We start from the raw sequence: 13273 nt of genomic DNA, 5'->3' as shown, positions 1-13273 counted from the left end.
CCGTTCAAGACTTAAGAGTCTATCTAAAACCGCTAATAGCCTTGAATGAGCAGGAACCCGATATTTAAACCTAAAAAACTATCCGCTGCGGGAGGTCAATTTGATCCCGGATGTATCAATCGCTCTTTCCTGGCTCACAGCCAATCCTCAAGTACTTACGGGTATTCGTCGTGGCATTGAGCGTGAAGCGTTGCGTGTCAATGTTAATGGCAGCTTAGCGAAGACACCGCACCCCGAATCGCTCGGATCGGCGTTGACTCATCAGTGGATCACTACCGATTTTGCCGAAGCACTACTAGAGTGTATTACGCCGGTCGACGACGATATCCTACATATGCTTATAGTGTTGCGTGATATCCATCGCCATGTCATTCTCCATCTAGGAGAGGAACGCCTATGGCCTATGAGCATGCCGTGTTTCATTGACAGCGCTCAACCAATCGAATTAGCGCAATACGGCAGTTCTAATATCGGACGCATGAAAACACTTTACCGCGAGGGATTAAAGAATCGCTATAGCGCTCTGATGCAGATGATATCTGGCGTGCATTATAATTTCTCTTTACCGATGGTTTTTTGGCAGGCCTATGCCAATATTAGCAACGAGGCGAATGGAAAAGAGGTTATTTCGGCTGGCTACCTAAAACTTATCCGTAACTATTATCGATTCGGCTGGATTATTCCATATATTTTTGGCGCCTCACCGGGTATCTGTCCATCTTTCCTCACAAACCGCCTAACCGATCTACCGTTTGAACATTCACCTTCTGGGCTGCTGTATCTTCCCTATGCCACCTCATTACGCTTGAGCGATTTAGGCTACACCAATCAATCGCCAAGTCAGCTAGGTATTACCTTCAACCATTTGACCGAGTATGTCCGAAGTCTAAAACAAGCGATTAATAAGCCTTCCGACCACTATCAAGACCTAGGATTGCAACGGAATGGCCGTTATCTCCAGCTAAATACAAATGTGTTACAAATAGAAAATGAGTTATATGCACCAATACGGCCCAAGCGAGTGACGCGTGAGGAAGAGTCCCCGTCTGACGCACTGATGCGCGGCGGCATTGAGTATGTGGAAGTGCGTTCTTTAGATATAAACCCTTTTTCGCCAGTGGGCATTGATGAGGAGCAGGCGCGATTTCTAGATCTTTTCCTAATTTGGTGTACGCTAGCTGAATCGAGGGATATGAGCGAGGAGGAGTTACTCTGTACTCGAAACAACTGGAATCGGGTTATCCTCGAAGGGAGAAAACCTGGCCTAATGCTCGATCTTTACTGCAATGGTACAGAGCAGTCACTAACTAATCTAGGAAAATGGCTATTTAGCGATCTGCGGCGTGTAGCCGAAGCCCTCGACAGAAATCAGGGCGATACGCACTACCAAAAGGTATGCGATAACCTAGTAACGGTTTTTGATTATCCCGAGCGTACGCTATCCGCCCGTTTTCTTGATAAATTGATCGAGCATGGCATTAGTAGATTAGGCACCCTGTTGGCCAACGAGTATCGCCAAACACTGAGGTATGAACGACTAGAGGTGCTGAGGGAAAGCAATCTTGATAATGAACGGAGGCGCTCCTGGCAGCAGCAGCATATCTTAGAGGCGGCGGATAAACTAATGTTCGATGAGTTTTTAGCAAAAAAAAACAGAAGATGAAAAAAGAAAAGGAGATAGCATCCCTATAATTCCGAAAAAAATTCCAATCCCTACTTTACAGTAGGGGGCATTTTTTTGTCGCAATAGTCAACTCTGCCTCTCCGTAAGTTTATGCATTGGAAATGCATCTAGTGTTTTTCAGGATGACCGAATGTTTTTTAAAAAATAAAGTTTATGAGTTATTAGATGTTAGATAGGCTCTTCTCAAGTGCTGTAGAAGTTTGACCAGGATCATCCTCTCAGCTAACGACGAATCTTAGTCACACAAACGGAAGATAATCTATTATAATCTTTATAACCTGGAAGATGATATCTTGTCAGTACAGTGCTGTCTGTAATAATCTCTTCTCTTTGTGCAGGGTCTTAATCTTTTTCTCATCTGGTGATTGCAACTGTGTTTTAACACTGACTGCGTGGGGCCCATCTTGAAACACCTCTTAACAGGAAAGAAAATAGGTATAGCATTGCTGCTTTGATGCGATCAATAAAAACATTGATAGTTTAATATATCCCGATAACCACTATAAAACGGCATTTTTTGATACAAAACTAGAAGTTTTTACATGCTGCTTGAGAAAACACCTGAAAGTGTAGTACGTATTCAGGAATAACTACATCAATCACTAAAGCGCATGTTCACGTTTTTATGCTATGATTAACTATCTTGACTGACTATGCTGAGAAAGGATCGTGTCCTCGTGATCGTCTAAAAACGTTTTTTATATACAGCTCAATAGCTGACTTATTGAGCTGTATATAAGAGAATTGCACGAAGTGAAAACCTTGTTATCAGTGTGACAGTTAATGATGTTCATCATGTTAAAATATTTCTGTGGTATGGCGCTATGTGTTGACATAAGTATAGTGCCCTGATAAGGGAATTACCTAAAATTTCGATTTTTCAATAAAGCTGATCGGACATCGCAATGCCTTGCAGAAAGTTATCTGCGCTATTCTGTCGAGAATAAGATTCTCGTTATAAAAACATTCGCGCACGATAACCCCCTCTCTTTTTACCTCGTTCCGGATCTCACTACCGGGATAGTGATCTTATAGCGGCTAGCGAGCACTTTTTAGAAGCACTCTTCAGAATCATGCCTGCATTACACAAAGCCATGGCTCATAAGTCCAGGCGCCCACAATTCTAATAACCTAATGCCTCTATCTCCGAGCTCATTGATGATAATGAGCAACGTGAACAAAATGAATACAGCCTGTTGGTGATATGCCGTCAAAGCACTCATCTTTGAAAGATAATTATTCATTGTATTCTTTTTATGATCTTTCGGGCATAGCGCGTGCAATGATTTTGATTCATTTCTGACCACGCAACGGCTACAATGCTTCCACGCTTCGCTATCGACTACGAGAAAAATTTTTGTCTTCTTATGTTATGGTGATTTTACCTGATCAAGAACTACGTTATGCATGAATATGCCATGATCTCATGCTGCGGGAAGTAGTTAGAGAAAATCATTATTATATCGATAATAAAGCTTTTCATGAGATCTAACTGGATCACACGCATGGATTGGTTAAATAAACTATTTTAATGTAGTTAGTCTAGTCCGGAGCTTGATTTTATAATCTAGAATAATGCAGTTAGACTTCATAAAACATTATATCCTCAAGGTAAGAAGCTGCTACTACTCAAATCTCATACCAGAAAGAGGCTTTTCTATTGCTCAATGATTCGATGGTGCAATACGGTGCACATAATTAAACTGTTTATTTTCACTCGTTATATTATGTTTCTTTATAATAACGCTTGCGTCTCTGACGAGAGTATGAGTTAATTGTCAAATGAGTTTGTGGTACAGACTTATTTATGTAAGCAATTTTAGTAAAGTGGTTCAGTAAAAAGCGATAGTTCACCATCACTTCTTCAACGAATTTCCTTCTTAAATACATGCCCATAAGTACATGCTGGCAAACAGACCCTCTATCGCCAAAGGCGGTTTTTATCTTAATGAAGGAAATACAAATGTCTAATAAAGTAACTGGTTTGGTAAAATGGTTTGACGCAGGAAAAGGGTTTGGATTTATCACTCCAGCTGATGGCAGCAAAGATGTCTTTGTTCATTTTTCTGCCATTCAGAGCAATGATTTCAAAACCTTAGACGAAGGTCAGCGTGTAGAATTCACCATTGAGCAAGGCCAGAAAGGCCCATCTGCTGCTAATGTGGTTGCCCTGTAAACTCTCTACTGAGTTCAAAATAATGTTTTCAGCGGAGTGTGAAAGCCCCATTTTTTACAAAAAATAAGCTATTTTTAAAAAAAGATGAGAGCCCCCGAGCTGAATTGGGGGCTTTTTATCACCGATGGATTGGCAAAACGGATAGGTGAATTTATGGTCATTAACCATGAAGACGATTTAAAGCTTTTTCTGTAATAGTTACAAGAACCTGATAGTGTATTGAAGTAGTATGACTCATAAATAATTATTTAGCGTCATTTGACTTGATTTTTAAACTTATATAACTGATATGCCTATACTATAGCTACGCTATTCTTATTGCAGAGACAGAGAAAGAAGAATAGCGCATTTTAGAAAAGTTCCCATGAGGAAAATTCACGCGCCACCCTTTCAGCACTTGATAATGGAGAAAAAACAGACTAGTCGCCCAGCGCCCCAGCAATCATTCACAGAAGACGCTGTTTCGCCTCGGCAAGAGCTACTGCGATTTGTTCTGGTGAAGTTCCTCCCTTTGCATTTCGCTTCGCTAAGCAAGAGGAAAGTCTTAGGATCGGATAAACATCATCGCCTATAACCGAGCTAAAAGCTTGTAGTTGCAAAAGGGAAAGCGCCTCGAGAGCCTTTCCCTCTCGAATAGCGTAAACTACAACTTCACCGATAATGTGGTGCGCTTCCCGAAAGGGAATGCCCTTCCTCACCAAATAATCCGCCAGTTCAGTCGCATTAGAATAACCCTGCCTCGCTGCCTCACGGCAGCGAGGCGATTTTAGTTGGATGCCGTCGAGTACCAGACAAGCCATCTGTAGGCAGGCCATCCACGTATCCAGTGCATCGAACAAACCTGCCTTATCTTCTTGCATGTCCTTGTTATAGGCCAGTGGCAGCCCCTTTAGCGTCATCATCATGCTGGTCAGCGCGCCTTGCACACGACCACATTTTCCGCGAATCAGCTCTAGAGCATCGGGGTTTTTCTTTTGCGGCATGAGAGACGACCCAGAGGTTACGCAATCGGACAACTCAATAAAGCCTGCCTCGCCGGTGTTAAAGAAGATAAGATCTTCAGAAAAACGGGAAAGATGCACCATACCAATCGCTGCATTCGACAGCAATTCCAGCACATGATCACGATCAGAAACACTATCCAGGCTATTGCGGGTGGCACACGAGAAGCCCATCCATCCAGCCAATCGATCCCGATCGATTGCGTAGGCTGTACCGGCTAACGCACCGGAGCCGAGCGGGCTAACATCTAGCCGTGTTAATGCATCCCGTAAACGGCTGTCATCTCGGGAGAGCATTTCACTATAGGCCAGACACCAATGAGCAAAGGTGACTGGTTGCGCGCGCTGTAAGTGGGTATATCCTGGCATCACTACGTCCTGATTGGCTTCAGCAGTGAGGACCAGCGCCTGCTGCAATTGCCGTATAGCGGCCAGTAGCTCGACGACTGTCGCTTTGCACCATAGCTTAATATCGGTTGCGACCTGATCATTGCGACTGCGCCCCGTATGCAGTTTCTTCGCTACTTCGCCCACCTTTTCAATTAAGCGCTGCTCCACCCAACTGTGAATATCTTCCGCATCACTGTTGAGAATAGCCTCTGGGGTAGCCCGTACTTCTTCTAGCGTGACGTTTAGGGCCTCTTCTAGCTGCTTTTGCTCTTTTTCAGTTAATATTCCGACAGTAACGAGGGCACGGGACCAGGCCAATGATCCTACAATATCCTGCTCAGCCAAACGATAATCAAACCGTACTGAGTTGTTGAAAGATTTAAAGCGTTGATCCGACGCCTGAGTAAAACGTCCACCCCAAAGTGCCATAACCTATATCTCTCCTTTAAAACTGTTGCTGACGAGCACCGCTGCGTGCGCTGAATAATGTGCACATACGACCTCATACATCGCTAGATGGGACACTTTAAACTAGACGAGCTCTTAAGATCCCGACAGCACTAATCCCCTCCGATAAATTATGGAGGTCCTGTTGGAGGCGTTGTTAAATAATACTGGGGGCTGAGAAAATCGTGATACGCGCTATCTTTAGAATCTCTAAGAGGCAGCCTTGCCCTAACAGTTAACGTGTTTTCTTGCCCGGGTTAACAATCCACTATCCGTAGTATATAGTGAGCATATTCGTAATCATCAAAATTCCATTTTGTGCAGTCACCTAAAATCTCTTTTACTAATGGGCCGATTGATGCGTTAAAGCGGATCTGTTGCGTTTTAAAAAAATAATGTTTTTCTACTATACGGTATTTATTAGGAAATACTTTTCATTTTTGAAGCTGTATCTCATGATTCCTAAATACATCTCTTTCAGTCAAAGAGATCAATTGTTTTAGTTAAATTACACCATAAATTGATCAATTTACAGAGAGCCGATTAAATCATTTATTCGGTGTATAGATGTCGCAGACTATAATATTGCGCAGACTAATGCGGAACTTGGTAACTGCTACAACAAGGCAATACATTTTACTGTCTGTTACTTTCTAATAATACATCTTACAGGCTAAGAATCAATAGATTTATTATATTAGCCTTTCTTATTGATTACATCATATGGGTATAACATCCAAACAAAATATATGTGCACCAAAAATACCCTGCACGATTGAGAGAAGAATGCTCGGTGGTGCTTCCTAAGGAGATCAGAGCCTCGCCATAGATTTCATGCTCAATATCGTGTAACGGGTCACTACGAAACAGCAAATAGTAAAGCATGGCAATTAGAGATTGCCATGCTTTACTATTTGCTGTTTCGTCTGGTCTGCTAAAAACTTGATCCGGCTATCGCGGTACGCATCACGCTAAACCAGAGACTAAAATATATAGCAGCTAAAATACCTTCTAGCTATACCGCCCCTACTGGCTCCGTGAAAATCACACGCATACCTAGAAGACCAGCTTGAGCTGGATGAACAGTGATAAGTTAACATAAAGTTGTGCTCACTTTCTCCGTGTCATGCGTTTTTTAAAGAACTCTACCTAACACTCTTGGTTAAGCTTGTTAATTATATCTAATAAGAGAATCTTCATAAAGTTAGGCCTTAAACAAGAACCTTCTCAAGAAGGAAGCAATTTCTAGATAAATTTTTTATGTAAAATACAATCTAAATTTTTAATTCTTAAATACATCTATATGACTTAGAAAAGACTATTTATTGGTTTTGACTTTTAATTTTCACTAAAACTGTATTGATGAGCGCTAAACATCCTACCTTATTTTTTAGTGATTCGAACTCCAAATATGACACGATAGGAATAAAGCAAAGCACTATTGCTCTCATCCTTTCACTGGCGCGTCAGAGCTTCAGCGGCCGGTACAGCTAATCAGAATATAGATAATCATAGATATAAAAATTCAGTTTAAGATCTTTTTGATGCAACAAGAGGCCGAAAACTACATCAAATGACACCGGCTTAGAGTAACTATAGATTATAGTATGCTAAGATATAACCGTCTTTATTTGCGATTAGGAAAGATAACACATCTTTGTGTTTTCTCCTCCCCATGAGTTTATGTCTAATATCGTCTTTAGCAGCAGATCAAGCATATTATTATAACTATAGCTGAGGCTGAGATAAACAGATTCCCTAGACTTTTGCTGCGCAGCAATACTCATCAGCACTAGATTGATTGCGGATTATCTGCTAGGAAAAGCACATACCCTGTGTTCATGTAATTGCGAGTGAGGAAAATACTTATAATTCAGCATAAATTTTATTTGCCTCTTTAACCTTATAACGGCAATGTTATTGAGTAATAAAGCATTATAGAAAACGTATCATTTTTTAAAAAAACTTACAATGCTCAATCAATTCATTGAGATAACAGCATAAAATGTGTTTATTACACACGATTAAACATAATATAGCCAAAAAATTAGTAGGTTAGGTAGCAATCCGCCGCTCACAGGCAAGGTCAAGCGTAGTAGTCTAACGGGAGTTTGTTTACATCACGTTCAACATGAGTGAAATTTTATTAAAAAGCACTCACAGTCACTATAGTGACTATCTTCAAAAAAAGGCCAACACCATGATAATAAAAATTCCCCCTTTTATTGATATTTATCGGTCACTTATTGCCACGCCGTCCATCAGCGCTACTGATGCGGCTCTAGACCAGAGTAATGAAGCATTAATTACTTTGCTATCGGGCTGGTTCTGTGATCTGGGGTTTCGAGTTGAAGTGCAGGCAGTGCCAGGGACGCGTAACAAGTATAACATGCTAGCAAGTATAGGCAGCGGGCCAGGGGGGTTATTATTAACGGGCCACAGCGATACGGTACCGTTCGATGATGGCCGCTGGACGCGTGATCCTTTTTTACTAACCGAGCACGACACGAAACTTTATGGCCTAGGTACCGCGGATATGAAAGGGTTCTTAGCATTCGTGCTCGACAGCATTCGGGATATCGAGAGTTTTACCCTTCAAAAACCGCTTTACGTATTGGCGACGGCAGATGAAGAAACCTCAATGGCTGGGGCTCGTTATTTCGCTTGCCATAGTCAATTAAGACCTGATTGCGCTATTGTCGGTGAACCTACCTCGCTAAGGCCGGTACGCGCGCACAAAGGCCATTTATCCAGCGCGGTTACCGTCATGGGACAATCCGGGCACTCAAGTGATCCTAGCCGGGGCGTAAACGCTATCGAAGTAATGCATGAGGCCATCGCTCACCTCAAGCTTTTGCGCAATACGCTACAGACTCGCTATCACCATAACGCCTTCGTTATTCCTTACCCCACCATAAATTTTGGTCATATTCACGGTGGGGATGCTGTAAACCGCATCTGCGGCTGCTGTGAATTGCATATAGATGTTCGTCCACTCCCAGGCCTAGAGCTAGTAGATCTGGAAGAGCTCATAATTGAGGCGTTAGCTCCTGTCAGTAAACGCTGGCCAGGCCGTATTGCGGTGTCATCGCTGCATCCACCAATCCCTAGCTACGAATGCCCAGTGGATTCTGCTCTGGTAACAATCGTGGAAAAACTAGTCGGGGTAAAAACCGAAGCGGTCAACTATTGCACCGAGGCTCCATTTATTCAGGAGTCATGTCCTACCCTGATTCTCGGTCCTGGCTCCATCATGCAGGCACATCAACCTGATGAATTTATCGATACAGCGTTCATTAAACCCACCCGTGCATTAATAAGAAAAATTGTTCAGTATTTTTGTCATTGACACATTAATAATACACTTTCCAGATCTGCATACTTATACGTGAAACACCTTCCGCCAAGAAGACGCCGCCTGACGATGATGTAGCTAGTATTTTGATATGCAAAAAGGATTCGTTTTCTGTCGTGGCATTTTTGAAATGATCAGCGTCTCGGTCATTAATTTCATCTAAAATGATAGAGTAATATGCATTATTCAATTTTTACTACGTTTACATCGCTTCGCGTCTTATTTATTTACATCACTTTCAACCTGCCAAGACACTAAATCATGGTAAGACATTCACGCCATCGCCGAAATGGTTTTATCGAGTCAAATGAAGTTCCATATAAAAGCAGCATCTTCGAAAATGACACGCAAAGTCAGCATGCTTGGAATGCTTTTCGGCGAAATGATTACAGATGCTATGGGAGAAAAATCCTGGAAAAGTCGCAGATCTTCGCAAACTATCTACATTCTCCCTGGTCGGTAATTACAAGCATTGACAGCAGTTACTTTACGCTCCACAAAATCTTTCCAATGATGCGCTACTGTTAGTCGCGAGCGCCTTTAGCTAATTTGTTAGTTTAGCCAATACCGCTGAGGCAGCCTCCTTTCGATTCAATTGGTACGTACGGCATGCCCCAGCATATTCTAATGCACATTCTGGTCCAAGGTACACGCTTGCTGAGATCACGTGTCGTATGCTGTTACTTAACCGCTGGAGAACGATTGATCTTTTTTCGCTATATACAGTGGGCGCTGGCGGCGGGTAGAAACAAGATCCTGATGACCAACTACTCTAGCGGCTGCACAAATAGCTACTAAGCGTCCAGGACTCGCTGCGGATCCGCCTGCATGATACAACATTTCCCGCCAATAGCAGCTTTACTGAAAACTAACAATCAACTTTAGAAACCACTTTTGCTCGTTATCGGTCTCTACGGGCTTGCAGTATAATGATCATTACCAGCGGTCAGCTTGAAAATACATTTCAACGAATAAAATGCTGCGGTATTCAACTAGTATGCATAGATGTTTGTCAGGAAATCAACGGTCATACTGCAACCTTGAGGGAACCGACCCATCATGTAGGGTTTGTAGATTATTTAAGTTGCCTGAAATACCGACAAACAAGAATTCTTCATACGAAAGCGTCACTCTTACCGATCGCTTCTAACAGGAAGCTAGCGGCTAGGTTCAGAGGCTGCTAAAGTTCTCAATGCTTCTCGAGTGATTACTCAAGCGCAAAAGAGTTTGTGACTTCCTAATTTGATTTTAATGATTAGGCGTCCATAAGCAGTTTTGGCAGTTGATTTTTTTTCTGCAAAAAACAGGAGCAGGAGTAGGCCGTGCGTATGCATTGTCATTAGCCGCTCTATTTTCAACTCTAAATACCGTAAATGATTTTGATTAGATCCATGACTGAGCTGCGCAATATCGATTATTATCGCGGTATAATTAAACATAGGAAGATAATGATTAGCTTTTCTGATTGCACTAACGATGCCTGCATGATAGCCCCATCCTGGAAACAATACGGCTTGCGGGGTGGATTAATGAAAACCTACGATACGATAGGCATTAAGTCTGACGGTATTTCATAGACACGGTGAGGCGTGCCAGAAGCCTTTTTTTGCTCTTAACAGAGCAAAATGCGATGATGCCCTTGAAATATGGATTTCCTCCAGTAGCTATCAGTAATCTAGCGCTTTACACCGGCACCATGATAGGGGCTGATTTACTACCGACACTGGGGCCGCTGTAAGTGTAGCGCGTGTGCTGATAAAGGATTGGTCAAGGGGTCTCCCTGCGATATGTATTTGCCGCTATGTGTGCGAAAGCACGGATTTCGTCCCGTATTTTCGCTTGACGATGCTTGGGCTAGGGCTCAGGCGCAATTACTACTCGGCTCTCGACCGCTCAACTGCCGGCCATTCACAAACGTCTAAAACCTTAACGCCATTGCCTGGATCTGCGATTGCAGACAACACCACTTGATTCTGCTGGCCTGGTTAGGCGACGAGGTTGTGCTGCAAAAAAAGTGGAGCCCGACAAACAAAAGAAATGAACACTTATGTGCTGTGACTATTTATTTTTCTCCAAAGAGTTCATTATGTTGGGAATAATCTTCGCGACAAGTGATTTATGATTAGGCATATTACGATCAGCGACTAAGCGAGGAATGATTTTAGCCGATAGGTAAAAAGCTACGTCAACAGTTAGAGAGCGACCTTAACATAGTGCTAAAATTTCTAATGACTCTTATCTTATGATTTCTTTTCCGTGACCTCCGAATCGATCGCATTCAGGAATATTTATACCGATCCGCTAAATGTACTATAAGATGAGTTTCCGTATCTTTCGCGAAAGTAGAAACCATAAGCAGCATAGTGTAGAACTGGTGCTTATAGTCACCATTTCCGGGATGCCTGAGGGAATGGGTAACGCTAATGTACGCAATGACCACGCACAATTTTAGACGGCGAGAGCCGCTGACAACCTTAGTGGAAGGTTGTTGGGTGATTGAATTTGATGCAATCAGCTCATTTAGGTGCTTGTTTTTAAATATCAAAAATCTTGCTCTCAACTGTCATAATAATATAGCGTTCCGGAGATCGAAAGCAGCGTCTACTAAACATGCATAGAAAAGCAGAGGATTTTCTCCTTGTATTAAAAAATAACATACCCAAGAAGACGGTGTTGTATTGGTTGCACACAACAAGTATAAAAAGCAATTATTACAAGATATCGCCTGCATCTTCATCCCCAAAAAACGTGTAGAACACATCTCAACAAGCGGGTATTAGTGATGATTACTCAGCTCGATGAGCGCCAAAAAGTTACCTGCTCCTTGGCTGAACGCATTAGAATATGCCAGATAGCATCAATGCATTTCATCGGATGCATGCAATGCATGTACTATATTACAACATATAGAACTCTTACAAACAAAAATATCTCTCTTAGAGAGTGCGTGAAAAGACGGTTAATTCCATACTGGCAGGGTAGTACAAGCATAATGCGAAAGGATTTATTGAAAGTAGATAAAGTTTTTGACGAATGCACGCCGATAGCAACGCTATTATTACTTGATTCAAAGCGCGGTGGCATTGCCTAATGGGGAAATGTATTAAAATGCTTGAGCTATTTCCATGAACTCGTTTATCTGAACAAGATAGCTACTTAGATCCATATGACTATTTCTAACAATATTAGGAACTAGGAATATAGAAAATGCAGTTAGTGAGTGTTCTGATCTGCCTCTATGGTCATCTTTTTTGTTCTATAATTTTTACCGCCCGTTTAGTTGCTGCTTTTTAACTGCACCGAAATAATTTTATGCATTGAGATCATCTCTTAGAGATCTCTCTTGCTCCATGCTCTGATTTTTGCATAACAGTCACCGAAGTTTTTATACATTTTTGCTACAAACCTATCAGGTAAGGACTCTTCATAAGATAACTATGATATTATCATATATAAATTTTACTGACATCTACTATTTTTTGCTCGCTGCTTAAGAAGCGAATATTCTATTCTTCTTGAGCCAACACATTCTCACAAACCTCTTTCTAAAAAAATTTAGACTCCTAATGCTTTATTAGAAGGGATTGTAAACAAAAAATATTTTCTGCTTTCAGTGCACTGCACCCACTTAATCTTTATAAAGTGACATCATGAATCTAGATTGCATGATAAAGTTAAATACTCGAAAATCTAGGTTTCGCATTTATCGCGAGAAGACTGCGTGAAGAATCAAGAGGTCATGCTGTGCTGCTATCGAGCGTTCATAGGGCCCTCTGATCGTCTAGGGCGTAATGTTTTATAATAAGGTTTAGCACTTAGATGCAATCTATTGAAAAAAGAGAATTTATCACTAATCATTCACTCATCTCGCTACATTTAATGCAATCTTTAATCTCTATAAAAAAAATGGTTTAACATTACGCAGGCACTCACTGATGCCAAAACTCTAAATCAGAATGGTTTTCTGAAAAAATAAAGAGATTATTCGGACATGTGCGCATAGGAAGAGAAGAATGATATTGAATAGCATTCTCGAATACCGGCTCTTTAGATAAAGCTATCTATCACCTATCATCCTTATGACACAAAGAGTGTGTGACCTTCTTCTGAAGGCATTAAAGAACCCCCCTTCATTTAATTTTTAAATTTTTAGAACATATGCACATATACCCGGACTATTTTTCACTTAAAAAGTCAGTAAGGAGAATCAATGCCGGCAT

8 protein-coding genes are annotated in these 13273 nt (G+C 41.6%); 6 read left to right on the top strand and 2 right to left on the bottom strand.

Going from position 1 to position 13273, the window contains the following annotated elements; translation table 11 throughout:
• The first annotated feature begins 100 nt into the window (after positions 1 to 100).
• Both gshA and cspE read left to right on the top strand, forming a co-directional pair.
• Positions 101 to 1663 carry a glutamate--cysteine ligase gene (gshA, locus tag A359_RS00255; RefSeq protein WP_014887765.1) on the top strand — a complete coding sequence of 521 codons (1563 nt, stop codon included), beginning with the start codon at positions 101 to 103 and terminating at the stop codon, positions 1661 to 1663.
• A 1984-nt stretch (positions 1664 to 3647) separates the two neighbouring features.
• On the top strand, positions 3648 to 3860 hold the full coding sequence (cspE, locus tag A359_RS00250) for a transcription antiterminator/RNA stability regulator CspE (protein WP_011410009.1): 213 nt from the start codon (positions 3648 to 3650) through the stop codon (positions 3858 to 3860).
• Between the two features lie 446 nt (positions 3861 to 4306).
• Here cspE and argH read toward each other — a convergent pair whose 3' ends face one another.
• The gene (gene argH, locus A359_RS00245; protein WP_014887764.1) at positions 4307 to 5680 is read right to left on the bottom strand and encodes an argininosuccinate lyase; all 1374 of its coding nucleotides are present in this window, start codon (positions 5678 to 5680) and stop codon (positions 4307 to 4309) included.
• 2218 nt (positions 5681 to 7898) lie between these two features.
• Here argH and argE point away from each other — a divergent pair.
• Positions 7899 to 9047: an acetylornithine deacetylase gene (gene argE / locus A359_RS00240; RefSeq protein WP_014887763.1), complete on the top strand. Its 1149-nt coding sequence runs from the start codon at positions 7899 to 7901 to the stop codon at positions 9045 to 9047.
• Between the two features lie 690 nt (positions 9048 to 9737).
• Here argE and A359_RS04320 read toward each other — a convergent pair.
• Positions 9738 to 9893, bottom strand: coding sequence for a hypothetical protein (locus A359_RS04320; protein ID WP_160142708.1), 156 nt, complete (start codon positions 9891 to 9893; stop codon positions 9738 to 9740).
• An 89-nt stretch (positions 9894 to 9982) separates the two neighbouring features.
• Between A359_RS04320 and A359_RS04535 the strand changes: the two genes are divergently transcribed.
• From A359_RS04535 to A359_RS04515, 3 genes are all read left to right on the top strand, one after another.
• Positions 9983 to 10237: a phosphoenolpyruvate carboxylase gene (locus A359_RS04535; protein WP_071818265.1), complete on the top strand. Its 255-nt coding sequence runs from the start codon at positions 9983 to 9985 to the stop codon at positions 10235 to 10237.
• Between the two features lie 189 nt (positions 10238 to 10426).
• On the top strand, positions 10427 to 10630 hold the full coding sequence (locus A359_RS04530) for a phosphoenolpyruvate carboxylase (RefSeq protein ID WP_407635079.1): 204 nt from the start codon (positions 10427 to 10429) through the stop codon (positions 10628 to 10630).
• A gap of 740 nt (positions 10631 to 11370) precedes the next feature.
• Positions 11371 to 11505, top strand: coding sequence for a hypothetical protein (locus tag A359_RS04515; RefSeq protein ID WP_268257759.1), 135 nt, complete (start codon positions 11371 to 11373; stop codon positions 11503 to 11505).
• Positions 11506 to 13273: the final 1768 nt, after the last annotated feature.

This window comes from secondary endosymbiont of Ctenarytaina eucalypti (assembly GCF_000287335.1).
GTDB lineage: Bacteria > Pseudomonadota > Gammaproteobacteria > Enterobacterales > Enterobacteriaceae.
Note: the sequence above shows the minus strand (reverse complement) of the source record. Positions and strands in the feature narration are given on the sequence as shown.